A 26,031-nucleotide genomic window follows, 5' to 3' on the forward strand; every position below is an offset into this window, starting at 1 on the left:
TTTGCTAAGAAATAGGGATGACTTTTAAAAGGTTGTCATTGACAAGTACAATCTTCTTCCCATCGCAATATTCTTCTCTGAAAAAGATAAGTACTTGCGAAGCAGGCTCTTGCCCTTCAAAGGGCGGAAGCTGACCCCAATAGTAAAACTGTCCACCAGGAGCTTTAAGCCAGGGGGGAACGACACGTTTCGGCTTTCCTGCATTCAAATTCGTAAAGAATTTCTTGATATAATCGTCATGGGCTTTTTCGAGCTCAGGATGGTAAACATAATACCCACATTTTTCTCTAAGGAGGTCGATGTGTCTCGGATCTCCATTGGCGGCGATAATGGCATCCCGCAATTTGGGAGAATTGACTTCGCCAAGGTGGCCGTGAAACATGAGATGAGGAATTAAGAAAAAAGGAGTATGCCGTCCAAAAAATCGTTCATGTGGGTCCAAAAAATTGTTGTAAAGCTCATACCGCTTGCCGCTTTTCCCTATCACGTACCAGTGAATTCTTCCGGCAAACGGGGAATCCCACCACGCCAGTTTTTGTGCCTTCCACAAAATGTGCCTAGGCAAAAGAAAAACTAAGAGGATGGCAAAAATTAGAGCGTTCCACCCATTAAACAACGCCTGTGAGGTCTCGAGAGGAAGAAAATAAAGGACATTTAAAAAAATGAAATGTACGCAAATAGACTGCCAAAAAAAAATTCCCGACAAAATAAAAACCAGGGAATGAAAAAAGATCCCTTGGATACACCACAGTTGAGCTAAAATGGGCGAATATCCGCATATGAGCCACCCGCACTCAAAAAATAGGGCGGCAAATTGAAAAAGACGATCATAGGGGGCGATATGTTGAATCCATTGCATCCTTGTTTGCGCGTTTTGCTTGCGCATCCATCCCCACAGATAAGCTGAAAGCGCTAAGTAGTGAATGCGGTTATCTAAAGCCCAGCTATACCAATGTTTGCCTAGCTTCATTTTAGCCACACCTGAATAAAAATAATGGGCCGCAATCACCCACAAAAATAGGAAGAGGGGAACTGCTAAGTGAGGTGGATAGGGAGTTTGTAGAGAAAACTGCCCTAGGCTGGCTAAAGCGGTTATAGCAAGTAAAGAGGCAAACATTTGTAGAATGCGTAGAGCCATCAGTTGGTGATGATACCATGAGCGGCAATAGTGAATAGCCAAGAATAAAAACAAAACGATAAAGCCAGGATACACATACACGCCGCAGAGGGTGGCTAATAAGGCAATCCTAGAGGGAATGCTTGGCTTATCAGTGACAAGATCGCGATCTAATGAGACCGCTTTCCAAGTGATCATTCCGCAGATAAAAACAATGAACCCTCGCACAATTCCTGTAGTGTCAAAGGTATTCCAGTTTAAATAAGAGTGAAATAGGCTGCTAAGAGCGGTTAAAAAAAGGGGAGGGATCCAACGGCTATAGAAAATCTGGTCGATTTTGGCCAGTTGTTTTTCAGTCTGCATTCTAAAAAGGTCTGATTCGGAATGGAGTTTTGTCAGGTCGCCCGAAAAGCAAAGGATCCCCCTATTGACAAGGGGGAATAGCACAAAAGAAGAGAGAAGAAGAATATAATCGATTGGATTCATGTTTGAAGCTCGCTAAAAAAGTAAGCTGTTATGCGTCGTTCTTGAAATTTTTTGAGTAGCAGATCGAGAAAAGAAAAGTCTAAATCATCCATCATCGCATGGTGTAAGAGGATACCGTAAGGTTGTAAGGAGCCTTCTCTTTTTTTTATTTCATCTAAGATAAAGGTATGGGGGATATAGAGCTTGCGCTTGCTCGAATGTAGGCTCAGTGAAACATCCAGATTTTGGATATCTAAGGCAGGCGTTGTATGAGAAACATCGCTTCTCGATAAAATTTTATAGCCTGTTTTAAGCAAGGCCGGTACAAATTTGTCTGGCAAATTGTTCCAAGGAGGCGTAAAAGCTGGAAAATAAAGGTTTGGAAATAATTTTTCCAAAATTGTTTTCCCCGCTTGCATTTCTTTTTCCACCTCTTCGCATGAGCGTGTTTCATCAAATTCGCACCGTTTACCGATTTGAATGCGGTTGACATGTGCATAACCGTGTGTATGGATCTGGAGGAGACCTTGATATTCTGCGAAGGTTTTGGGCAGATAAAGTTCTAGGCAGCTTGTGGGAATCGCTGCTACATTAAGCTTAGTGTGGTGGGAAGCAAAAAGATTGAGCAGCTTTTGAAACCGTTCTCGATCCCATCCTAAATCATCATTGCGGAAGAAAACTTTCATTTTTTCTTAAAAGCTCAATTAATAGATTAGCGGTATTTTCGGCTCCATTTGCGTTAATTTGGATATCAGGAAAAGGGGCGGCGATACGATCCCGAATTAACTTAGTCAATCTTTCCGGCTTTAGATCTTCCTTACTGAGCATTGTCACAACCCCTTTTTCAGCAAATTTTTCGGCACGAAAAGGTTGTTCGCGAGTTTTTGGAGAGATGTAAGGATAAACAAGTCCAGGTGTCCTAGTTTGGCACATATCAGCTAAAGTACTTCCCCCAAGGGTGATGAGCAAAGCACTCCGGCTTAAGTGCTCTGTGAAGTTGGGTAGAAAATGGGAAATCCGGATATTGGAAGGATGAAGCATTTTTTGCATCATTTTTAAGTCTTGATCCAATGTTTTGGGAGAATTAGGACCTAGCACAAACCAAAATTCGTAATCAGGAAAGTAAATGGTCACTTGGGCAACTGCGCGTAAGAGCTCCTCACATACTCCGCCGCCGCCTGCTGAAATTAAAATTTGCTTAGTTTTTTCGTGGAAAATCTTTTCAGGGGGAGGAGTGGCGACATAGCCTGTATAAGTGATCATATGTTGGGATTCGCGAGCGACACTTGAGGTTTCTTCCAGACGGATAAAATTGGGGTCAGAGTGAATAAATAAGCGATCGTAGTAAGCGTGTAAAATATCCACAGCTTCTTTACAGTTTCCCCCTAGATTAGAGCTGACATCATTCACTGAGCTAATCACTAAGCAAGTTGGATTAGCTTTTTTGAGAATGTCTATAATTTCCAAGATCTCTTCAGTGAAGGCGAGCTTTCCCAAAGGAAAGGAATCGGTGAAAAAAAAAGAGTAGGGCTCTTCCGTTTTTTCAAGAAAGGAGCGAATTAAACGTCTCCTTACTTCAAAAGTGTTGAAGATATTGCGTTTAGAAGCGAGCACTCCTACAATCGGTTCTTGATCGTTATTTGAAACTGCAGGGAGAATGCATTTTTTAAAACGGGGAGATTCAAAAGATAAGTAGACCTCTCTTCCCCCTTGAAAAAAATCGATGTCAAAATGTTTGGTGAGTGCCTGACAGAGGCGTAGGCCACGGACGAGGTGCCCAATTCCTAAGACATATTGACACCAAAAAAGCCCTTTCACCGTTTATCCCTCATAGCTGTTTTTCTTGCTTGCCAATTAAAAACGTTACTTTGAGGATTGCAAATTTTAAAATCAAATTAATTTTAGCTAGAGGAGGGGGTGCCAGCTCAAACGCTTTCGCGGTTGGTAATCTAGCACATCTAAGAGGTTTCTACCAATTTATTCTATCGATTAGGTATATTCAAAAGGTGTGAAAATAAAATAATTAGGAATAAAAAGATGCCAGATAATCAGCCTCCCTCCCATTTTAGAGGAAAAGATGCACTTGATCATGTAGTGGAAGCCCAAGCTCAAGGCCTGATAGCTTCTGCTGAAATTCATGGGGTAGAAATGCCTGGATATTTATCAGCAGCCATAGATGCCGCAAGAGAAACAGCTCTTGTGCTTCTCCTGATCGAAATTGTGTTATTTAAAAATGGATTTTATCTAGCAACAGCTTGGAAGTTACTGCTCATTTTTGCTTTAGCTTGGGCCCTTTGGAAAGTTGGGCGGAGCGCTTGGTTGGGATGGTCAAGATTGGAGCGTTTACATCGCGTGCTCAAACAAGAAAAATGGGAGATTGAACACAATCGGGCTCAAGAAAAGAAAGAGCTTAAAGACTTATATGCCGCAAAAGGATTTGAAGGGCAATTATTGGAAGATGTGGTGGATGTATTAATGGCTGATGGCGACCGTCTTTTACGGGTGATGGTAGAAGAAGAGCTTGGTTTATCGTTAGCAAAAACGGAACATCCTTTAATGCAAGGACTAGGCGCCTTAATTGGGGTTGTTCTCAGCGCGATGTTTTGTTTACTGGCAGAATGGTTTGCACCTCAATATGGCTTAATTTGGGGAAGTTTTATTGTGGGCGGGGTCACTTCAGCTTACGCTGCCCATCAAATTGGCAATCGCTATATCCCCGCTATGATTTGGAATTTAGGTCTATTTTGTTTAAGTGCTGGCTTCGTCTATTTTCTAATCCCCTATGTTCTAGGTCCATAAAATGATGATTCCTTCTAGTTCTACTGAATCTAATTTAGCAAAACATCCTGTGGTATTTGATGACTTTTTTGACTTGGATGAACAAGAATCAGCAAGCCCTTTTTTGACCCCCCACTCGAGAGTTTGGGCAGTCAACCTTCCCTTAAAAGCCTCGATTTTTGCTGCGTGTTTGCTTGCCCTTTCTTTTATTTTCTCTTTTTTTCCTTCCCTACTTTCCCTCTCCCATTTTTTTCTCATTTCTGTGTATTTTTTAGCAGGCATTCCTGCCTTAATCGAATCTTTGGAAGATTTGGCCGTCCTGGATATTAACATTGACATCTTGATGACCCTAGCGGCTTTTTCCTCTGTTTTGATTGGAAGTGGAATGGAGGGAGGATTGCTACTAGTTTTATTTGCTTTATCAGGATCGATGGAGGAGGCTGTGACAACCAAAGCGAAAGGGGCGATGAGCAGCTTATACAAACTCTCCCCCACCTTGGCTTGTGTGATGACTCCCCAAGGAACTTTAATCGAGAGGTCGGTAAAAGAAATTAAGGTAGGGACACATATCCTAGTTAAAGCAGGTCAAGTTGTCCCATTAGATGGCAAAGTGGTCGAGGGGACTTCCTCTGTAAATTTAGTGCATTTAACGGGAGAAAATTTCCCTGTGATTAAAAAAGTGGGGGATTTAGTTCCTGCCGGAGCGCGCAATTTGGATGGCTTTTTAACTTTGGAAGTCTTTCGCACAAGCAACGATTCTACCTTAGCAAAAATTATTCAGCTTGTGACACAAGCTCAAGAAGCGCGTCCGCGCTTGCAAAGATGGTTTGATACAGTGAGTCGTCGGTATGCGATTACGATTATTCTACTTTCTTTGCTGTTTGCCACGAGTTTGCCCTGGCTGCTTAACCTCCCCTTTTTAGGAACGGAAGGGTCTCTTTATCGCGCCTTGGCTTTTTTGATAGCAGCTTCTCCTTGTGCCTTAATTATTGCCATCCCCATTGCTTATTTAAGCGCGATCAGTGCTTGCGCTCGCAGAGGTATTCTGCTTAAGGGAGGGCTTAGCTTAGATGCTTTAGCGTCTTGCTCTGCCATTGCCTTTGATAAAACCGGAACTTTAACGACTGGGGATCTAACGGTAGAAGCCATAGAACCTATCGGACAAACCGCTCATTCACTTGAAGAGGCTTTGAAAATAGCTTACACGCTGGAAATGAATGCCGTCCATCCCATTGCAAAAGCCATTTTAAAACACGGGCAACAAGCAAACATTACCCCGTTGTTATTGAGTGCTTTTAAAAGTATCCCTGGCTATGGATTAGAAGCGCATGTGGCAAGCTCGCAAGGAGAGGTGAAGATATATTTAGGGCGGCCCGAATATATGATGGCTCATTTATCCGCTGAAAAAGCGGAAGCCCTTCGAGCTAAGATCGAAGAATTTCAACAAAAAGGAGAGTTGCTGACAGTTCTTTTAATCGAGCAAGACCTATTTCTATTTCGATTTCGCGACACCCCTCGCAATTTGATTAAAGAAACTTTACAAAAGATTAAGAAAGAATGGAATTTAATTTTGGTCATGTTAACTGGAGATCATCGAGCCAGTGCGAAGCGTATAGCAGAAGATCTTGGTATTCTAGAATACCATGCAGACTTAACCCCTGAAGGTAAGCTTAGACATGTCTCGCATTTGGCCCAATCAAGGGGATTGGCCATGATTGGAGATGGGATCAATGATGCGCCGGCGTTAGCTCGCGCGACTGTGGGCATTTGCATGGGGAAAGTGGGGAGTACAAGTGCTATAGACGCCTCCGATATTGTTTTATTACAAGATAATATCGACCAATTGCATTGGCTTATAAAAAAAGCCCATCAAACGCAAAGAATTGTGCGTCAAAATTTAACCTTAGCTGGCTTGGCCATTGTATTGGCAAGCTTGCCTGCTTTATTAGGGGTTATCCCGCTGTGGCTAGCGGTTATTTTGCATGAAGGGGGAACCGTGTTAGTGGGGCTAAACGGCTTACGCCTTATGCGCGATTAAAGGGATGGAGGGCCTATTTAATTTTCATCGGACAGATTGAACAAATTGCCATGGATAACTATGATCCCAATTAGGATTAATCGTTAGAAAGACTCTCTGCTGCCGGAGCTTTTATGGAAAGAACAAGGCCTCTCACGCTAACTCATGAGCAACTCGAAATCGCTGTAAAGAACGAAAGTCAAAAATTTCAAGGGTATTATCAGTGGCTTGAACAGGCTATGCCTCATACCTTTTTTGAGGATATCAGCGAAGAAAATATTATGCTGATTACCCATAGTTTAATGGGATTTCACGTTCAAGAGTTTTTTTCCACTATTCAGTTAAAGCATGCAGCTATTGTGATGTGCCTAGACAGCGCGGATGCGGATTTACGTATCTTGAAAGACTATGCCCTTTATGGAATCAAAAATTACCAAACGTATGTCTCAAAAATGGCTCTCCCTTTTCCGGGCGTCTCCGCTAATTTGCGCGTTGCCTCCCTTTATTTTACCGAAGCCATTGAACCTGCTATTCCTGCTTATCCCCAAAAAGAAAAAGAAGAGCTGCGAGCGCTCGTCAAAGAACGCAACCCCCAAGTTTCAGATGAGGAATTTGAACGCCTTTTGTCAGGCATCAACAACCGCTTTTTAAGAGCCTTGCCAGTTGAGCGCTTAATTTTAGCACTCGGTATGTTTTTCCGGGCCAAAACGCGCGACAATTGCCAATATGAAGTGCGCTATAATGAAGATTGGCAAGAAAAAGGTGTGGCTTCGATGCAAATCGTCTTGGCATGGCGCAATACGCCCAAATACCACTTTTTATATCGGTTGGCACGCACGATTCAGCGGCATGGACTAGTGATGAAAAGCGTAAATGCCTGCTACATTGATCCTTACAGCAAAAATAGCATTTTATTAATGGTGTTAAGCTTGCATGGCAGCAATGGTGAGGCGGCGTGGGATGTGGCCGATATTCCTAACTTTTTAAGAGAATTTGTGACAGTTAAATACTTCCCTAGCTTCGATGAGATTGATCAGCAGTTGATTAGCAAAGGCGTGGTGACGGGAGCTATGGGGAATTTTCTTCGGGCTAGCGTGAGCTTCATCCATCAGTGTCTAGTTCATCTTGATGCACATCTTTATACTCCGGAGAAAATCGAAGAAGATTTATGCCGGCATCCAGAGCTCACACAGCAGATTTGCTTGGCTTTCAAGAATAAATTCGATCCGGATGATGGCAATCTGGAAGAGTATTTAAAAATACGAACGAAGTTTTTGGAAGATGTGGCCAATTTAGACACGGGACACGAAGAGAATGACCTGCGCCGGAAAAATGTGCTGCGGCAAGGCATGAATTTGGTTCATTACTGCTATAAAACGAATTTTTATCGAGTGAACTATACAGCCTTAAGCTTTCGAATGGATCCCCATTACCTCGATGAGATTCCTTTTGAGCGGCAAAAAAAATTTCCCGAGCTTCCTTTTGCTATTATTTTTTCAAAAGGAATGCATTTTTTGGGGTTTCATATTCGCTTCAAAGATTTAGCGCGGGGAGGGCTAAGAACCGTTTTCCCTTCCCAGGCTGAGCATATGGTTAGCGAAGGCAACAGAATTTTTACCGAATGTTACAGTTTGGCTTATACCCAGCACAAAAAAAATAAGGATATCCCCGAAGGAGGAGCTAAAGGGGTCCTTTTTATCAACCCTTATGAGCGTTTAGATTCGGAAACTCAAATTTTGAGAAAGGAACTAGAAGCTTCCCAAACAGACCCGGCAGGAATTGAAGAAAATTTGGCCCTTTATAGAAAGGAACAAGCGGAGGAATTTCTTTACCAAGCGCAGCGATCCTACATTGAAAGTTTGTTAACCATTGTGAATTGTCATCCGGACGGCTCTCTGCGAGCCAAGTATATTGTGGATTATTGGCAGCGCCCTGAATATATTTATCTAGGACCTGACGAAAATATGCACGACTCCATGATTCAATGGATTGCCGCTTTTAGCCGGAAATATGGGTATAAACCGGGAGGAGCTTTTATTTCAGGCAAGCCGATTGTGGGAATTAACCACAAGGAATATGGAGTCACCTCTTTGGGCGTCAATGTGTATATGGAAGCTCTCTTGCATTTCATAGGGATTGATCCGACAAAAGAACAATTTACCGTGAAGATGTCTGGGGGGCCAGACGGAGATGTGGCTGGCAATCAGATTTGTAATTTATACCGCTATTTCCCACATACCGCTAAATTGTTGGCATTAACAGATGTGTCGGGGACTATTCATGACCCTCAAGGGTTGGACCTCGCTTGTTTAGCTGAGCTTTTTAAGGAGCGAAAGCCTATTCGCTATTATCCACCAAATAAATTAAATGAGGGTGGGTTTTTAGTGGATAAAGAATCCAAGCGCAATCAAACAGCTTTTATCCAACAAGTGCTTTGCTGGAAAAAACAAGAGGGCAAATTGATAGAAGACTGGATTTCGGGTAGCGAGATGAATCACCTCTTAAGGCATAACGTGCATCAGGCAAAAACAGATGTTTTTATTCCTGCAGGGGGAAGGCCGAGAACGCTTAATCACTCCAACGTGGAGGATTTTCTGGATGATAAAGGAAGCCCCACTTCCCGTTTGATTATTGAAGGAGCCAATCTTTATTTAACTCCTCAGGCTCGACGTTTCTTAGAAGAAAAGGAAGTTTTGATTGTTAAGGACAGTTCTGCGAATAAAACAGGCGTTATTTGTTCTTCTTTTGAAATCTTATGTGGCTTAACCTTAACAGATGAAGAGTTCATCACCTACAAGAGCCAGCTTGCCGTAGAAATTTTGGAACGCTTAAAAAAATGTGCCTCTGAGGAAGCTCGGCTTCTTTTGCGCACACTTGAGGAGCAAGGGGGGTATTTAACGGATATTTCAGAGCTTATTTCCAAGCGAATCAACCAATTTACTTACCAGCTCTTGGATTTCCTCGAGGAAATTGAGCTCTCTAAAGACCTAAATGATCCTTTAATTCGCCGTTTTTTACGCTATTGCTTACCCACTCTTCGGCAAAGATTTCAACACGCTTTACTGCAAGAAATCCCCGAGCACCATAAAAAAGCGATCATCGCTTGTTCAATTGCCGCAGATTTAGTTTATTCGCGCGGGATTTCTTGGCTTCCTTCTGTCGTCGATGTCCTCCCTCTTTTGCTTGAACAGAAGGAGGAATATCTTTATCCCCCGAGAGGAAAAGCCCTGGAGGCGAAAGAAATCAGCACTTAAACCCTTCGAGTGCTAAATCAAGCTTGACCCGTTTTCTCTTTCCTTGTATACTAGTCATAAACAAGGAGAGCTTTGGTGAAAGTTCCAGCCACTTCAAAGAAAGGTCATAAATCTAACCGAGAGAGGCAGGTGCTGCTCGGATTAGTTGAATATTACTTGAATACAGGAAAGCCAGTCGGCTCGCATACGTTACAGGGGGCTGGTTTTGAAAACATTAGTTCCGCGACCATACGCAATTATTTTGCAAACCTGGAACAAGAAGGTTATCTTTCTCAACAGCATACTTCAAGCGGGAGAGTTCCGACCAATAAGGCTTTGCGTCTTTATACAGAAGAATATCTCAACTCGGCTATCATTGCTCCTGAAGATGAGAAAGTTTTACAGGCTTTGAGACAGGTAGAGACGCGTGAAATTGCTTCTTATTTACAATATGCTGCAGAAACCCTTTCCCAATTAAGCAATCAAGCTGTTTTTTTATCGGCTCCCCGCTTTGATCAAGATTATCTCGTTGAACTAAAGCTAGTTTCAATCGATCATTCCCGCTGCCTGTGCATTTTAGTGACTGGTTTCGGCATTATTCAAACAGAAGTTTTATATGTAAATAAAAAATTAAATGCTTTTACAATCAAAAGGCTTGAGCTTTATTTTCATTGGCGTTTGACAGGATTTGATAAACCTACTACTCTAAACAAAGAGGAAGAGCTTTTAGGCCAAACAATGTATAACGAATTGATGGTTCGTTATATTGTAGGCTATTCCAATTTTACGGATGAAGAGGTCTATCGCACAGGATTTTCTAAATTAGCCACGCATGCCGACTATCAAACGCCTGCTGCCCTAGCTATCAACTTAGCCTTGTTTGAAGATGCGCAGAGTATGCGGTTACTTTTGCGAGACTGCGTAACGCATAGTCGCTTAAAAGTATGGATAGGGGAAGATTTGCTTCCTTTTTCGTCCGAAATACCCACTTGTAGTGTGCTCGCTATCCCTTATCGAATCAATCAACACAATGTAGGTGCTATTGGGATTTTAGGCCCAGTGCAAATGCCTTATCGCAGACTATTTGGGATTTTAAAAGTTTTTTCCGAATATATTAGTGAAACGCTGACAAGACATGTTTTTAGATTTAAACTCAGTTTTCGTCAGCCTCACCGAACCATGTCAGAGAAAGAGCTTCCGCCGTTAAATCACGCTAGCTTTTTGTTAGAAGACAGGCGGTAGAACGTAAGGTATGGAAGAAAACAAGTTTTAGACAAGAGGTTAACTATGACAAAAGCCGATAACAAAAATCATGAAAAAGATCAAAGTGAAATGGATAAGGTGAATGCAGAATGCATGTGTTCCCACGAATGCACCCCAGCTCAAGAAGGAGAAGTCAAACCTCAACCGAATGTTGTTTCAATTGAAGAAAAAGAAATTGAAGCTCTTCGCCGAGATGCTGCTGACAATAAAGATAAATATTTACGAGTTCTTGCAGAAGCGGAAAATCAAAGAAAAAGACTGCAAAAAGAGCGGCAAGAGCTTATTCAATATGCTCTTCAAAATGTGATTGCTGATTTTTTGAATCCGATCGATCAGATGGAGAACGCTTTAAAATTCAAGGATCAGATGTCCGCCGAAGTCAAAGGGTGGGCACTTGGATTCGAAATGATTTTAAATCAATTTAAAGATGTTTTGGCCACCAACGGGGTAGCTCCCATGGTTTCTGTGGGCACATCCTTTGATCCCCATTTACATGAAGCGATCGAAATGGTAGAGACAGGGGAATTTGCTCCAGGAACTGTCGTAGAGGAAAGTTTAAAAGGCTATAAAATGGGAGAGAGGGTCATTCGACCAGCACGCGTTAAAGTTGCAAAAGCGGTCAGTGAACCAGCTCCTGAGCAAACCGAATAAAAAGAGCAAGAGATAAAAGGAGGATTATATGAATAAAAAGAAAGGAAAAATTATTGGAATCGATCTTGGAACTACCAACTCCTGCGTTGCTGTCATGGAAGGAGGGGTCCCAAAGGTGATTCCCTCAGCAGAAGGAACCCGTACAACACCTTCTGTGGTGGCTTATAAAGGAAATGAAATATTGGTAGGGATTCCTGCAAAACGGCAAGCTGTCACAAATCCGGAAAACACTATCTTCTCCTCGAAGCGCTTTATTGGGCATAAATACAAGGAAGTGATAAATGAAATCAAAACCGTTCCTTACAAAGTGACTGAAAATGCACAAGGGGATGCTGTTTTTGAAGTTCAAGGTAAAATTGTGACCCCCGAAGAGATCGGTGCCCAAATTTTGATCAAAATGAAAGAAACAGCTGAAGCCTATCTCGGCGAGAAGGTGACAGAGGCCGTCATCACAGTGCCCGCTTACTTTAATGATTCCCAGCGCCAATCTACCAAAGACGCAGGGCGAATTGCCGGCTTAGATGTTAAGCGTATTATTCCAGAGCCCACAGCAGCTGCGCTGGCGTATGGCTTAGATAAAGAAAAAACCGAGAAAAAAATTGCCGTGTTTGACTTGGGTGGTGGTACCTTCGATATTTCTATTCTCGAAATTGGCGAGGGCGTTTTTGAAGTTTTAGCGACAAACGGAGATACGCATCTCGGCGGGGACGATTTTGACCATGCCATTTTGAATTGGATGTTGGAGACTTTCAAACAAGAAACAGGCATTGATCTGCACAACGATAAAATGGCTCTGCAACGTCTGCGCGATGCCGCCGAAAAAGCGAAGATTGAACTTTCCGGTACACAATCGACTGAGATCAATCAGCCATTTATCACCATGGATGCAACTGGTCCTAAGCATTTATCTTTGAATTTGACACGCGCCAAGTTAGAAAGCTTAACCGCTGGGCTGATTGACCGTACCCGTGAGCCTTGCCTCAAAGCTTTAAAAGATGCTGGCCTTACTAAAGACGATATTGGGGAAGTTATCCTGGTGGGGGGAATGACCCGTATGCCTGCTGTACAAGAGGTGGTGAAATCCATTTTTGGAAAAGAGGGGCATAAAGGGGTAAACCCAGATGAAGTAGTGGCAATAGGTGCGGCAATTCAAGGGGGAGTTCTCGCAGGTGAGGTGAAAGACGTTCTTCTATTGGATGTAACCCCTTTAACTCTTGGAATCGAAACCATGGGAGGCGTGATGACTCCGTTGGTGGAAAGAAACACCACCATTCCTACCCAAAAGAAACAAGTCTTCTCCACAGCTGCCGACAATCAACCTGCTGTAACCATTCGAGTTTTGCAAGGGGAACGCAAAATGGCGAATGACAATAAAGAGATTGGAAGATTTGACTTAGCCGATATCCCACCTGCTCCACGGGGAGCCCCGCAAATTGAAGTGGCCTTTGATATTGATGCAGATGGGATTTTGCATGTATCAGCCAAAGACAATTCTACAGGAAAAGAGCAAAAAATCCGCATTGAAGCTCAATCGGGATTGCGGGAAGAAGATATTCAAAAAATGTTAAAAGAAGCGGAACTGCACGCTGAAGAAGATAAAAAGCGTAAGGAAGAAGTGGAAATTCGCAATGAAGCAGATTCTCAAGCTTTCCGGGCATCTAAAGCTCTTGAAGAGTATAAAGACAAGCTTCCCCAAGAAGTTGTCAGTGAGGTGCAAGGTAAAATTGATGCGGTGAAAAAAGCTCTTGAAGGGACAGATATGGCTAGAATCAAATCTGCTAAAGAAGACCTTGAAAAGAGTATGCAGCATATTGGCGAAGCGGTAGCGAAAGCTGGGGCGGCAGCGGGAGGTGCCCAAGCAGCTCCGGGTGGCCAGCAGCAATCTTCTTCTGGGCAGGCGCACCCTGAGCATCCTAAAGGGGAAGACCACATTCAAGAGGCAGAAGTTGAAATTATCGACGATAAAGATAAGAAGTAATCCTTCCACTTGATTGAATTAAGACGCTTAAGGCCCGCAAAAGCGGGCCTTTTTTATTGTTTAGGCAAATATCCAAGCCGAGTTTTTGAACCCATACTTTTCTAGGTGGGGCTGAAAATAGGTGTTATTGAGGAGGAACTTGCTTCATTGCAGCCAGCCTTTGGAGATAGCGCTTCCGCCCTTTTAAGGCAGCTTGAATTTCAAATAGATCTCTTTCTTCAACAATAATATCGTCTTTCCAGTGGGCGGCAAGCAGCTTTCCGTTTGCAAAAGTATAAATGCCTTTGCCATCTCTTTTCCCCTTGGCCCATGCTCCCTTATATCGAGAACCACAAGAATAAGTACGGGTGCCTAACCCATGGTAAGCGCCCTCAAAATATTGTCCTTTGTATCGGGTGCCATCCTGATAAGAGAATGTTCCTTCATCCAATTTACCTAAGGAAAATTTTCCTTCAAATTTATCTCCAGAAGAATAAGTTAAAATTCCTTCTGCGATATAATCTTTGTGAAATCTCCCTTCGTATCTTAAACCAGGCAATTTAAGTATCCCGTATCCTTCATAAAGGCCATTTTGTTTATGCCCTATATAAATCTCTTTGGAAAAAAGTCTTTTGGTCGTAGAAAAACCAGCTTTTAAATTTCCTTTCTGAATTGCTTGTATTTGCTCTACTATCGTAGAAGTTAAGTCTAGCTTGTCCATTTTTTTCTGATAGCAAAAAGCCCGCTTTGCAATTGAAAACCGTTTTCTTAAACTATTTGCATTTACTTTTAGGTAGCCTTCTTGGCCTAAAGGATCTTTAACTTTTAATAGGACTATTCTTCTTCTTTCAAAAAAATTAAGTTTTGGGGGAGCGTTTGAAATAATAAGCTTAGAATGTATGCGGATAAAATAGCGGGAATTGTTTAGGCCTTGAAATACGATTCTATTATGTAACTTGCCTAGGCTTCTTTCGGGATGAATAATCTTCTCAGCTGTTGCCAAGCCGAGAAATTCGATGGGTAAAATAGACATAAAATGGCCTCTTTGAAACGCTTACTATTATGTCAATCAAACTAAGAAACATGTAAATTTCTTAGGATTAAATTATTGCCAATTTTCTAAATTATTATAACAAGGGGGTATTTAAAAGAATAGCCTAGTTGCTATTCTCTTGCTTTATCTTAAAGAAACGGCGGGGCAAAATTTTCTAAAGTTCTAAAAGAAGAGTGTCTAAATTAAAAAAGGCCCTCTCACTTGCTTTTATGGCTTTCAGAGGGCAAAATTCTTTTTGAGGGGGGCGCTTCGCTTCATCCCAGCTTGTCGCCTAAGGATAAGCTGGGATGAGTTTTCTTCCTGTTTTATTGGCTGTCATTAGAAGCGGAAGAATTGTAATGAGGCTTATCTTCTGAATGTTTATCCTCTTTTTCTTCCTCTTCACCCGGTTCGACAGAAGAGTCTGATTCCTTACTTTCAGCCACATGTTCGGGACTCTCTTCTTCCAGAGAGCCCTCTTGAGAGTCATGAAGAGGGCTTTCTTCGGTTTCTTCTTCAGTAGCTTCCCTCTCTACTTCTACTTCTTCCTCATAAAATCCCAATTCTTCGTCCATGCCTTCTTCCAAAGGAGGAAAAGCGATTTCCAGTTGTTCCAAATCCCGAAAAGGATCTTTATCAAATTCGTTCTCCTCTTCTCCAAATGCTGCCTCTTGAGAAATCAAAGGTTCTGCTAAAGGAATTTTTTCTTCATCTGCATCCCTTTCTTCGTCCTCTTGATCTTCTTCTCCCTGATCTTTTTTAGGAGTGAAAAAAACATTTTTAAATAATTCGTTTTCTTTATAAAGCGCGATTGTTTCTGAGATTAGCGTAGGAGGTGGAGCTAATAAAGAGGAAAAGAGGGAAGTTGTAGGTGACCCTACGGGCTGAAGAGGAAGCTCTTCGGTCTCATCTGTTGCCTCCACAGGAGCAACCAGTTCAATTTTCTTTTCTTCCTTTTTAATTTCACTTTCACTGCCTTCTTCTTTTTCATCCAAAGCGTGTTCTTCTTTGCCTTCTTCCCTTCCTCGTTTGCGTCGATAATGACGTCTGCGTTCTCGCTTTTTATCTAAACGGGCTTCGCCTTTAACTGCCGCAGCTTCTTCTGCTTTTGCTTCACCGCTTTCTTCAGGCATTGGCTCGGTGATTTTCTCAATTGTCGATTCTTTAAGCGGTTTGGCAGCTTGCTCTTTGCCTCCGCCAATTTTAATCGAGCGGTCTAACCCTACACTTTTCAAGACCATGCGGGTTTCTCTAACTTCAAGAATTTCGTAATCAGTTGCAGGGACTAAGAAAGCCTTAGGTCTTTCAAGAGATCGAAAGAAAAATGAGCTTCCAAATGATACGACTTCTACTGCGTCAACAAAATATTCTTCCTGGCCCACACTTTTACTGCTGCGGACCACTATTTTGCACCCCTCACGCGGAGTAATGACTGTTTCTATAATAGGTTCTCGTGTAAAATCCACGTATGCATTCCATCCATTTTAAGGTTTGTATGATTCAGATTAGCGAGAGAATGATCAACAGGTTAACGAATTCTCAAGGTTCTGAATATGATAATTGTAACGTTCTTGAGCTTCATATTTGCCCTATCCTATCTTTACTTTTGGGCAGCTAAATGCTCTAGAGATGCTATATAAACTACAAGGTCAACAAGCCGGGAAGCGTATCCCATCTCATTGTCATACCATGCAATAATTTTATAAAAAGAGTCGTTCAAGGCTATGCCAGCCTCTTTATCAAAAATAGCTGAATAAGTACTGCTAATAAAATCACTTGAGACAACTTGCTCGTCGCAGTAAGCCAAAATACCCCGCATTTCGTTTTCTGAAGACCTTTTCATGGCTTGGCAGATTTCTTCATACGAAGTGGATTTGCTTAAGCGGACTGTTAAATCTATCACAGAAACGTCTGCTGTTGGAACTCTTAAAGCCATGCCCGTTAGCTTTCCTTTAACTTCGGGTAAACACAAAGCGACTGCTTTAGCAGCGCCTGTAGAAGCTGGAATAATATTTTGGCAAGCCCCTCGTCCGCCACGCCAATCTTTTTTGGAAGGCCCATCTACAGTCGGTTGGCTAGATGTCATGGCGTGGACAGTTGTCATTAAACCTTCTTCAATTCCAAAATTATTCAATAAAACTTTTGTAATAGGAGCCAGACAGTTAGTCGTGCATGAAGCATTAGAGATAATTCGATGGACGTCTGGCTTGTAATGCTGATGATTAACGCCCATCACAAAAGTGGGAATATCTCCTTTTGCGGGAGCGGAAATGATAACGCGAGAAGCTCCGGCTGTTAAATGCTTTTGGGCTTGTTCGGGGGCGGTAAAAAGGCCTGTGCACTCCAGCACATAATCGATTTTTAAGTCTTTCCAAGGCAGCTTTTCAGGATCTTTTTCGGCAAGCACGATTGTTTTCTTGCCATTGACAATCAGGTGTTCTCCCTCCGCGTAAACCTCTCCCTCAAACCTGCCATGAGTTGAATCAAATTTTAGTAGGTAGGCAAGATTATCAGCAGGGACCACATCATTTACGGCTACAATTCGCACATCGTTAAGTTTTGAGGCAATTCTGAATGCAAGCCTTCCAATTCGTCCAAACCCATTAACTGCAATATTTACAGACATGGCTTTCCTCCAGTTTCTAAAATTAATACTTTCGATTTGCCCTAGTTTGGATAAAAGAAAAACACCGACTCAAATTGAAAGTTTCGCGTTAGCTCGAACGGGTGATAACTCCAGTTTCAAGAGCCATTACCCTATGGAAAATAATAAAACACCAAGGTGCATAATGTAAAGGGAAAGATCGCCCCCATTTTTCCTTCCCGGTGCACTTTTTTATACGGGTAGTTGGTAAAAAAAGGCGCAATCTTCTAGCATTGCTATTTTCTTTATCCTCAAGGGTATTTATTAAAATTTTTTAGCTTTTATCAAGCAAACTTACCATCCATAAAGGTTGTTATGACATCTCTTCTTTCATTTGATACAGTGGGACAAAAATATTTAGATTTTGTGGTTACCAAAGCGATTCCCATCAAAGAAATTAATTGCAACTTAGTTGAGTTAATCCATACTCCCACAGGCGCGGAAGTTTTACACTTGTCTAACGATGATCCAGAAAATATGTTTTGCTTATCCTTTCGGACAATTCCCAAAACTTCTAATGGGATCGCACATATCTTAGAGCATCTCGTTCTTTGCGGCTCAAAAAAATTTCCTCTAAAAGATCCTTTTTTCAGCATGACCCATCGCAGTTTAAACACTTTTATGAATGCTTTCACAGGGGCGGATTTTACTTGTTATCCTGCTGCTAGCCAGCTGCCTAAAGATTTTTATAATTTACTAGAGGTTTATTTGGATGCGGTTTTTCACCCCAATTTAGCCTATCTGAGCTTTTTGCAGGAGGGGTATCGGCTCGATTTTACCGATCCTGCCGATCTCAATTCTGCTTTAGAATTTAAAGGCGTGGTATTCAACGAGATGAAAGGCGCCCTCTCTTCGCCGACAGCCCGCTTATCAGAGGCTATGTCAAGCGTCCTTTTTCCCACTTTGACTTACGGCATTAATTCAGGAGGAGATCCAAAAGTTATTCCTCGACTCACCTATGAGGAGCTTTGCCGTTTTCATGAGGAGTTTTACCATCCCAGCCGTTGTTTATTCTTTTTTTACGGCAATATGCCCTTAGCAGGTCACCTAGATTTCATTGCCAAAAATGCCCTTTTAAATAGCACCAAAAAAGAACCCCTTCCCTTTTTACCAAGAGAGAAACGGTTTGCAACGCCAAAAAAAATTGAAATGAGTTATGCAATTGGCCAGGAGGAAACGGAAGAGAAAAAGACCCTATTTGGCCTAGGGTGGTTGACCGCGCACATTCTAGAACAGAAAGAGTTGCTGGCTTTAACTATCTTAGACATCGTTCTGATGGATACAGATGCTTCGTTGCTTAAATTACCTCTTTTAAAGTCTGGCTTATGCACACAAGTCACCTCGTCTCTAGATAGTGAAATTAGCGAAGCGCCTTATATTTTAGTTTTTAAAGGGTGCGAAAAAGAAAATGTAGAACAGCTCATAGAGATGGTTCTGAAAGTTTTAAGAGAAATTAAAGAAACCGGGATTTCTTGGAATTTAGTGGAAAGTGCCATTCATCAACTAGAGTTCCATCGAACAGAAATCACAGGAAATCATGCGCCTTATGGACTTTCACTTTATTTTAGAAGTGCTTTAATGAAACAACATGGAGCTTCTGCAGAGGATGGTTTACTCATTCACTCTCTATTTGGGGAGCTTAGAGAAGAGTTAGAAAGAAATCCAAATTTATTGCTCGAACTTATGGAGCGGTATTTGATTAACAATTCCCACCGGGCTACAGTAATCATGACGCCGGATAAAGGGTTGACGGGAGCTGAATTAGAGGAAGAAAAAGGCGTTTTAAAAAAGATTCAAGAAAAACTCACACTAGAAGAAAAGCAGACAATTTCTAAACAAGCCAAAGATTTAGCCGCTTATCAAGAGAAAGAAGAAGAGGTAGATATTCTTCCTTCTGTTTCTTTAGCGGATGTGCCCAAAAAATCGCAGGTATTTCCGCTGACGAAAGAAAAGGTGGGAGCTGTGGAAGTGTTTTTTCATCCATGCTTCACCAATCAAATCGTCTATGCCGAATTAGTATTTCCTTTACCAAAGATTGCTCAAGAAGAGCTCTATCTGCTGCGCTTATTAACTCTTTTGATTCCTCAAATGGGATGTGGAGGACGTTCCTATGTAGAAAACTTGGAATATATTCAAGCTCATACAGGAGGGGTTGATACTATACTCAACTTTACCCATCACGTTGATCATTCAGCGGCCTTTACACCAAGTTTTTCGATGCGGGGAAAAGCACTTTCCCGAAAAACAGATAAATTATTTTCTCTTTTAAAAGAAATGGTGAGCACTATTGATTTAGCAGATAGAGAAAGAATTAAAGAACTACTTGCGAAACATTATACCAGCCTAGAAATGGGCCTTAACCAAAATGCTCTCAAATATGCGATCAACCTTTCGGCAAGTGGATTAGATATCCGTTCTAGCATTGCTAACTCTCTTTATGGATTGGACTATTACTGGAAAATCAAGGCGCTAGTTTCCCATCTTGATGAAAAAGCTGATTGGCTGATTGAAAAGCTGCAGGGTCTTCAAAACCAACTGATGGGAGTCAAAGGAGCTCATCTGATTTTAGCTTGCGATCAGGAGAAATACGAGGATTTAAGAAAAGAATGTTTTTACGGATTGGGTCAGCTTCCCGAGAAACCGCTTACTCCTTGGGATCATTCCTCTTATCAGTTAATTAAAGCGGATTCGCAAGGGCGTACGATTTCTTCGCCGGTTGCTTTCACCAGCATGATGTTTAAGACGTTAAACTACACTCATCCTGATATGCCAGCCTTAGCGCTCGTTGCGCCCCTTTTTGATAATTTGGTTTTACATCCTAAATTACGAGAACAAGGTGGCGCTTATGGGGGAGGGGCTTCATGCAATTCCTTAACGGGCAAATTTTATTTCTTTGCCTACCGAGACCCCAATATTGCCAGTTCTTTGAAAGCCTTTGAAGAAGCTGTCCAAAGCATAATAAAAGGGGAATTTGAAGATTCTGATTTGGAAGAAGCTAAATTTGAAATCGTACAAGGGATGGATTCTCCCGTGGCTCCGGGTAGCCGCGCAAGTGTTTCCTATGATTGGATGATTCAAGGAAAGACTCCGGAAATTAGGCAAGCTTTCCGGGATCGCTTACTGGCATTAACTAAAGAGGATGTGCAAAAAGCGGTGAGACTGCACATTCTCCCCAAAATGGCGGAGGCTACCACCGTCGTATTTGCATCAAGAGAGCTTTTTGAGCAGGAAAATCAAGTGCTTGCTAAAAATGGGCGAGCGGTCTTACCGGTTGAACCAATTTAAGCCCTTGAGAGTTAAAGCTATTCGAAAAGGGGTTTCTGGCGATTAGGGCGAAATTTGTCCAAAAGGCGAATTTGATTTGACGATTAATTGGGAAAACAAGTACCTTATTGTTTCTTCATCTGCTCGGATGGTGAAATGGTAGACACTAGGGACTTAAAATCCCTTGGGAGCAATCCCGTGCTGGTTCGAGTCCAGTTCCGAGCATCTCAAAAAGGGCTTAAGTCTTCATCGGCTTAAGCCCTTTTTGCTTTGCCAAATTCAAATAAAAAATTAGACTGGGAGTAGCTAGATTTTTTGGAAGGGCTATTTAGAAAAGATAAAAATCGCAATGTCTTTTTATTTTCAGTTGTTTACAATATAGGAAAACAATCGCATATCTTTATTGCCCTTTGCCACTAGCAGTTGCGCAAATCTTTAGGCGTAACATCCTGCTAACCTAAAAACGCTTCGCTCAAAAACCTACGGTATATTCTGAGAGGCTAATATAAAAATTGCCTTTGCCCTTAAGTAAAAAACAATATAAAAAATTGTGTTTTTATTTCTATTTTATTAGGAATTAAGATGAACAAAATCCTCCTGAAATTGCCCTGTTTTTTCTTTTGCGTATGCTTTTTCTTTTCTATTTTTGGAGTAGAGAAAGAGGTAAGGCAAGGTTTATCCTACGAACATATTCTGACGGATGTTCCTCAATCCATCCATATTTTGAAAGTCGATGCCTCATACTTCGAAATTATGCCTTCAAGAGCTCTTGATGATGGGATAGGCCGGGAAACAGTCTCTTCTTTATCTTCTAGGCATCAGGCAATTGCCGCAATTAATGGAGGATTTTTTCAAATAGGGGGGAATTTTGATGGCTTACCTGGGGGAATTCTTAAAATTCGAGAACAGTGGTTTTCTTTGCCTTATAAGCCAAGAGGAGCTATTGGGTGGACGAAAAATAACCATTTCGTACTCATAGACCAACTTTTAGCTTCTTGTTCGGTGGCGATAAAAGGAAGCACCATTCAAGCAGATGGTCTAAACCGGCAAAGAAAAAAAGGGGAAAAAATTTTGTATACTTCCGCTTTTCATCGCACCACCTTGACCAATCCTGAAGGGATTGAGCTGGTTGTTGAAAATAATAAAATTGATAAAATTTGTTCCCATCGTGGGAGCAATTCAATTCCTATAAAGGGAGTAATTTTATCAATTGGAGAAACTGAAGAGAATTTTTTTATCTCTACCTTTTCCAAAGATGATCCTGTGGAGGTTTCTTTTAATATCTTACCTCAAAGTAGCCCATGTTATACTTCTTCTGCCGATTGGGAAAAAATGGATTACATTGTAGGGGGGACTCCTATATTAATTAGAAACGGCAAAATAATCTCTGATTTTTCCTCTGAAAAAACTCTCGAAACTTTTCTCACAAACCGCCATTCCCGCACTTCTATTGGGTTACTGAAAGATAAACGGTGGGTGTTTGTGGTGGTTGATGGAAAACAACCAGGGATGAGTGAAGGAATGACGATGAATGAGCTTGCTCAATTTATGGCTAAGCTAGGGTGTGTAGAAGCATTAAACCTGGATGGCGGAGGCTCTTCAACTCTCGTGATCAACAAAGCAGTGATAAATCAGCCTCGGGGAGACGAAGATGAGGGAGAGGGAAAAAGCATCGAAAGAAGAGTTTCGGATGCCATTCTTATTTTAGAGAGAAAAGCTGATTAAAAAGGAGCTTATATATGACAGCATGCCTATCAATAGATCGAGAAACTTATCTTTCTCCTAATTATTCTGAGAGACGGGGAAATGTGTCTCCGACTATTTTAGTCCTTCATTATACAGCGTGTCCCATGGATGAAGCTTTAAAAAGGTTAACTTCAAAAGCTCAAGCTGTAAGTGCTCACTACTTATTGCCTACCGATGGAAATAAAATTTACAATCTTGTAGATGAAACTCATAGAGCTTGGCATGCAGGTGTGAGTCAGTGGAGAGGGGTAAATGATGTAAATTCGTTTTCAATCGGGATTGAAAATGTAAACTGGGGATATACCTATGGCTGGTTGCCAGCCGAGCCTACTAACCCTATTGTGCGATATTTCTGGAGTTCGATGATTCATCTAGAGCGGCGCTTGGGAGAATTTCTAGAAGCTAGGCAATTATTTTGTTTCCAAAAGCAATGGCATTATTTCCCTAAAAAACAAGTTGATACTTTGACCATTTTAGCAAAAGATATTCTTTCTAGGTGGCAAATCGATGCTGAAAATGTAGTGGGACATTCTGATATATCTCCCCAACGCAAGGTTGATCCAGGACCCCTTTTTCCTTGGGAAGCACTTGCTGAAAAGGGAGTAGGAGTTTGGTATGATCCTTTTGTAGATCGAGTTCATTCCAATAAACCAAAGGGAATAAGCGTGTCATGGATGCAAGCGGGCCTCCAAAAATGGGGATACTCTGTTCCTCAAAATGGAAAGTTAGATCCAGAAACAGAAAAGGTCATGCAAGCTTTTCAGATGCATTTTAGACCAGAAAATTATGGAGGGGCCATTGATGAAGAGTGCGCTAATATTTTAGATAGGCTTCTTTGTCAACGTGATAATAAAAAGGATCAGTAGGCATGAATGGGAAGAAATTTTCCGGCAAATCATCTCCAAGGCTTTCTGTGCTTGATGGAGTCAAATGGGAGCCATTTCAGTTTGATGACTTATTAAAACAGGCTGAATAGTAGGGGTGATAAAACCATCCAATCAGCCATGTTAGGAATTTAGAAGGGCTTGAAACCAGCCCTTAAAAAGTGCTGGTTAAGTGTGTGTAAGAGATAAGTAGCCAAGTTATAACCATGGTAGGGGCCCTATTTTTCTCTTTGTTTAAACCAGCCCTCTAAACCTAAATGTGCCTAAACCCAAAGCTGAAGAGGCTATGGCATTCTTGAGGGGAGGCGAGCCTCTTCGGAGGGCTTGAGCTTTTTGGCCTTTTTAAAAATTTGCTTTGCTAACACGGCGTGTAGTTTTCCTATTTTAGCTGGAATTCCGGGGTTAATTTTTGCTCCAATTTGCTCTCCACGTGCATTGGAGTTTTGTTCCGTATTGTTTTGGCTAGCAGAATATTGGTGGATGGCTGTGGCATAAGTCTGGAGCATTGCCGAATCTCCTTCGTTTGGAAAACGGCCATGCAGGGCTAAAAATACCAGATTCTCTTGCATTTTATCATCTATTCGCCCTGTGCGATCCTCTGCGCTTTTGCAGAAAAATTCATTAACATGCCCCATTTTTTCTTGAAGCAAGTTATAAGCAACTTGAAAATCCATCACATGCTCAGGTTCGCGAAATTTTCTATAGTGAAAGATCTTTTGAGCTTCAAAATGAAGGGTTAAAACTTGCTGTAAATTTTCCACTTTTGTGCGAGTTTCATCGGGCCATTCGGGATCTTTTTCCATTAAGATGCGCAAGTTCTGCTCAAGGGAGTACTCTTTATTTCGAAAAGCTTTTGTGCGAGCGTCTAATAACGCTTTATGGGTAGCATCAAGCTGTTTTTCAAGAGAACTAATTTCAGCTTGTATTTTGTTTATTTCACTTGTAACAGCAGGGGCATTTGAATGCAGGTATTGACTTTGAGCCATTTCCAGCTTTTCGTATAAATCGGAGAGCCTTCCATCTAAATCAGCTTGTAAATCTTTTTGTTTTTTTGATTTATCTTCAAAACCTTCTTGGTGAATGATATTTTCAAGCAGGGATAATACCTCTACTGAAACTTCTCCTTCAAGCTCTTTAATTTTTGCCGAAGCCCATTCGTAAACATCTTCTTCAAGGGCATTAAATCCCCGCGCATTGATTCCAGCTTGAATGGAAGCATCTGGCAGGATTCCGTGCAGCGATTGATTGGTGGCACCTATATTTGCTCCTAAATTCATGAAAGAAATATTGGGTTTAATCCAAACCTCTTTACCTTCAATTTCTATCTGCATCACTCGATTGTTGAATAAGCGAAGGGCTTGGGCTGATTCTTCTAGCTGAGTTGTTTCGCTTTCCCCTTTCCATTTTCCCATAATCCCATAAGATTTATTGCGCACAAAATCAAATTGTTTGGCTGTCAATAAAATCATGCTTCGTAAAGGAACTTCTAAGGGCTCTTCAGGAGAGGTTTTAATATCTGTGTTTTGCAAAATGTTCTGAGCGGCATCTATTAAACCTTGGCGCACATTTTGGGTAGCAATCGCTTGCCGTTTATAGCTATCGGCGATTGCAATAGGAGGATAGCTAGAATGCCGAATTCCGCTATATAAAACTTGCATGTGATGATTGGCGTCCAATACTCCAAATGAGGTTCGCACATAATTAGCAAGTCCCTCGCGGTCCCTGATGGTACTAGGAAGGGTTGTTTTAGAAAGGGGAGTTTGCATGCTGACAAATTGTTGAGCTTCTCCATTTCCCTTGTCAATATAAAAGGTGTTAATAATCGTGGGTCTTCCCCGCTCAAGTACCTGCTTTTTCTCATATTCTGCAAGTTTTTTCAAATTAAAAGCCGGCCGATTTGTGCCGGGGGGGATAGAACTGCGAATAATATAACTAATATCTGTGGCAAGTTGAGCGATTTTTTGCTCCGCAACCTTGTGTATTTCTTGATAGTAGGTATCTCCATGGTCTGATTGAATTTTATCCGGATCAATTTGACAATCTGCTTTGATGGATTCCACATATTGAGTTTCTAAGCGTTTAATGCGCTCCATAAGCTCTTCTTTTTGCTCTTTTGTAATCACGGGATCTTCACTGTATTGCTTTTCTTTATTTTTGCCGATGGTATAATCTTTAGTGCTAGTCATCTCGGTTAAATAGAGCTCAGCGGCTTCAGCCAGCAACTCTTGCCTTTTCAAAAATCCTTCCGTTTTAACGCCATGGTAGGCCCCTTGGTCAAATTCATTAATTTCAAACGGTTGGCCATTGATCGTTAATTTCCAGCTTGTGATCCCATATTTGTCTTTTTCGGGAATTTGATAGGCTTGTCCATTAAAATTAAGAAAAGTTTTTCCACCCACTTCAAAAGTCGGTTCTCCTTTTTCTTTAGCCTTTCGCAAGGTTTGAATAAAATCTAAGGCTTGTTTGGCCTCTAAGGCGCTTGCTTCTTTAAGCTTAGGAGACTCCCTTTGGGCAGGGGCAGGAGGAGTTTCGATTTTTACCGAGGAGGAAGTTTTTCCTCGAGAAACAGCAAAGTTGGGCATCAACCTTGAGAGAAAATTTTTAAACCTTTCTAAGTAATTTTTAACCATGGAAAAATTTCCGGAGACCTTATGTTCTTTAAAATTAACACTCTCATTATTTTCTAGCTTAAATTCCAATGGCTTAACTAAAGTCTGCGAATTTTGAATAAGGTCAGCCACTTTTAAAAGGGTCGCTTCAAGCTGGGTATGGGGATCAAAATGGGTATCGTGATAGGGAGTGATAGTGAGAGGAGGACGGCCATCTAAAGAAACTTCGACAGTACTAAAGGATGTTTCTTTTTGAATTTGGTGGATTTGAACTCGTTGACTAGATGAATCGAGAGGTTGAGGGGCGCGAGAAGAATCGATACTCATACTAACCCTACTTTATTAAAATAAATTAAGTTTAATTATATAA

Annotated in this window: 16 protein-coding genes and 1 tRNA gene; 10 read left to right on the forward strand and 7 right to left on the reverse strand. The window is 41.5% G+C overall.

The window, feature by feature from the left end; translation table 11 throughout:
• Positions 1-4 precede the first annotated feature (4 nt).
• From PARA125_RS04075 to PARA125_RS10070, 3 genes are read right to left on the reverse strand one after another with little or no spacing between them, the layout of a single operon-like run.
• Positions 5-1,603, reverse strand: coding sequence for a hypothetical protein (locus tag PARA125_RS04075; protein WP_213157424.1), 1,599 nt, complete (start codon positions 1,601-1,603; stop codon positions 5-7).
• Entirely contained in the window at positions 1,600-2,268 is a 669-nt protein-coding gene (locus PARA125_RS04080; RefSeq protein WP_213157425.1) for a polysaccharide deacetylase family protein, read from the reverse strand. Before PARA125_RS04080 ends, PARA125_RS04075 begins: the two co-directional genes overlap by 4 nt.
• A complete protein-coding gene (locus tag PARA125_RS10070) occupies positions 2,246-3,400 on the reverse strand; it encodes a glycosyltransferase family protein (RefSeq protein ID WP_213157426.1) in 1,155 nt (384 codons plus the stop codon). The genes PARA125_RS04080 and PARA125_RS10070 overlap by 23 nt, the downstream gene beginning before the upstream one ends.
• Before the next feature lie 219 nt (positions 3,401-3,619).
• On the opposite strand from PARA125_RS10070, the gene PARA125_RS04090 reads away from it, so the two are divergent.
• The 6 genes from PARA125_RS04090 to dnaK all read left to right on the forward strand — a co-directional run bounded on the left by PARA125_RS04090 (position 3,620) and on the right by dnaK (position 13,502).
• The gene (locus PARA125_RS04090; protein ID WP_213157427.1) at positions 3,620-4,381 is read left to right on the forward strand and encodes a VIT1/CCC1 transporter family protein; all 762 of its coding nucleotides are present in this window, start codon (positions 3,620-3,622) and stop codon (positions 4,379-4,381) included.
• A 1-nt stretch (position 4,382) separates the two neighbouring features.
• On the forward strand, positions 4,383-6,398 hold the full coding sequence (locus PARA125_RS04095) for a heavy metal translocating P-type ATPase (protein WP_249274162.1): 2,016 nt from the start codon (positions 4,383-4,385) through the stop codon (positions 6,396-6,398).
• Between the two features lie 113 nt (positions 6,399-6,511).
• Complete coding sequence (locus PARA125_RS04100) at positions 6,512-9,631, forward strand: NAD-glutamate dehydrogenase domain-containing protein (protein WP_213157428.1); 3,120 nt, start codon at positions 6,512-6,514, stop codon at positions 9,629-9,631.
• Between the two features lie 75 nt (positions 9,632-9,706).
• On the forward strand, positions 9,707-10,852 hold the full coding sequence (gene hrcA / locus PARA125_RS04105; RefSeq protein WP_213157429.1) for a heat-inducible transcriptional repressor HrcA: 1,146 nt from the start codon (positions 9,707-9,709) through the stop codon (positions 10,850-10,852).
• 45 nt (positions 10,853-10,897) lie between these two features.
• Positions 10,898-11,524, forward strand: coding sequence for a nucleotide exchange factor GrpE (gene grpE, locus PARA125_RS04110; RefSeq protein ID WP_213157430.1), 627 nt, complete (start codon positions 10,898-10,900; stop codon positions 11,522-11,524).
• Between the two features lie 28 nt (positions 11,525-11,552).
• The gene (gene dnaK / locus PARA125_RS04115) at positions 11,553-13,502 is read left to right on the forward strand and encodes a molecular chaperone DnaK (RefSeq protein ID WP_213157431.1); all 1,950 of its coding nucleotides are present in this window, start codon (positions 11,553-11,555) and stop codon (positions 13,500-13,502) included.
• 124 nt (positions 13,503-13,626) lie between these two features.
• Here dnaK and PARA125_RS04120 read toward each other — a convergent pair whose 3' ends face one another.
• From PARA125_RS04120 to gap, 3 genes are all read right to left on the reverse strand, one after another.
• The gene (locus tag PARA125_RS04120; RefSeq protein WP_213157432.1) at positions 13,627-14,514 is read right to left on the reverse strand and encodes an MORN repeat-containing protein; all 888 of its coding nucleotides are present in this window, start codon (positions 14,512-14,514) and stop codon (positions 13,627-13,629) included.
• 326 nt (positions 14,515-14,840) lie between these two features.
• A complete protein-coding gene (locus PARA125_RS04125; RefSeq protein ID WP_213157433.1) occupies positions 14,841-15,980 on the reverse strand; it encodes a hypothetical protein in 1,140 nt (379 codons plus the stop codon).
• A gap of 134 nt (positions 15,981-16,114) precedes the next feature.
• Positions 16,115-17,140 (reverse strand): type I glyceraldehyde-3-phosphate dehydrogenase, encoded by a 1,026-nt coding sequence (gene gap, locus PARA125_RS04130; RefSeq protein WP_213157434.1) that lies wholly within the window; start codon positions 17,138-17,140, stop codon positions 16,115-16,117.
• 333 nt (positions 17,141-17,473) lie between these two features.
• Between gap and PARA125_RS04135 the strand changes: the two genes are divergently transcribed.
• From PARA125_RS04135 to PARA125_RS04150, 4 genes are all read left to right on the forward strand, one after another.
• Entirely contained in the window at positions 17,474-20,443 is a 2,970-nt protein-coding gene (locus PARA125_RS04135) for an insulinase family protein (RefSeq protein WP_213157435.1), read from the forward strand.
• 121 nt (positions 20,444-20,564) lie between these two features.
• Positions 20,565-20,647 (forward strand) — tRNA-Leu (locus tag PARA125_RS04140).
• Positions 20,648-21,004: 357 nt separating this feature from the next.
• A complete protein-coding gene (locus PARA125_RS04145) occupies positions 21,005-22,147 on the forward strand; it encodes a phosphodiester glycosidase family protein (protein ID WP_213157436.1) in 1,143 nt (380 codons plus the stop codon).
• A gap of 14 nt (positions 22,148-22,161) precedes the next feature.
• Positions 22,162-23,034: an N-acetylmuramoyl-L-alanine amidase gene (locus PARA125_RS04150; RefSeq protein ID WP_213157437.1), complete on the forward strand. Its 873-nt coding sequence runs from the start codon at positions 22,162-22,164 to the stop codon at positions 23,032-23,034.
• 302 nt (positions 23,035-23,336) lie between these two features.
• Here the strand turns inward: PARA125_RS04150 and PARA125_RS04155 are convergent, their stop codons facing one another.
• Positions 23,337-25,988: a hypothetical protein gene (locus PARA125_RS04155; RefSeq protein ID WP_213157438.1), complete on the reverse strand. Its 2,652-nt coding sequence runs from the start codon at positions 25,986-25,988 to the stop codon at positions 23,337-23,339.
• Positions 25,989-26,031 lie beyond the last annotated feature (43 nt).

This window comes from Parachlamydia sp. AcF125, assembly GCF_018342475.1.
Lineage (GTDB): Bacteria > Chlamydiota > Chlamydiia > Chlamydiales > Parachlamydiaceae > Parachlamydia.

Coding starts and splice junctions, on each gene's coding strand:
- PARA125_RS04075 (WP_213157424.1), bottom strand. CDS start 1,603: ATGAATCCAATCGATTATATTCTTCTTCTCTCTTCTTTTGTGCTATTC.
- PARA125_RS04080 (WP_213157425.1), bottom strand. CDS start 2,268: ATGAAAGTTTTCTTCCGCAATGATGATTTAGGATGGGATCGAGAACGG.
- PARA125_RS04090 (WP_213157427.1), top strand. CDS start 3,620: ATGCCAGATAATCAGCCTCCCTCCCATTTTAGAGGAAAAGATGCACTT.
- PARA125_RS04095 (WP_249274162.1), top strand. CDS start 4,383: ATGATGATTCCTTCTAGTTCTACTGAATCTAATTTAGCAAAACATCCT.
- PARA125_RS04100 (WP_213157428.1), top strand. CDS start 6,512: ATGGAAAGAACAAGGCCTCTCACGCTAACTCATGAGCAACTCGAAATC.
- grpE (WP_213157430.1), top strand. CDS start 10,898: ATGACAAAAGCCGATAACAAAAATCATGAAAAAGATCAAAGTGAAATG.
- dnaK (WP_213157431.1), top strand. CDS start 11,553: ATGAATAAAAAGAAAGGAAAAATTATTGGAATCGATCTTGGAACTACC.
- PARA125_RS04120 (WP_213157432.1), bottom strand. CDS start 14,514: ATGTCTATTTTACCCATCGAATTTCTCGGCTTGGCAACAGCTGAGAAG.
- gap (WP_213157434.1), bottom strand. CDS start 17,140: ATGTCTGTAAATATTGCAGTTAATGGGTTTGGACGAATTGGAAGGCTT.
- PARA125_RS04135 (WP_213157435.1), top strand. CDS start 17,474: ATGACATCTCTTCTTTCATTTGATACAGTGGGACAAAAATATTTAGAT.
- PARA125_RS04145 (WP_213157436.1), top strand. CDS start 21,005: ATGAACAAAATCCTCCTGAAATTGCCCTGTTTTTTCTTTTGCGTATGC.
- PARA125_RS04150 (WP_213157437.1), top strand. CDS start 22,162: ATGACAGCATGCCTATCAATAGATCGAGAAACTTATCTTTCTCCTAAT.
- PARA125_RS04155 (WP_213157438.1), bottom strand. CDS start 25,988: ATGAGTATCGATTCTTCTCGCGCCCCTCAACCTCTCGATTCATCTAGT.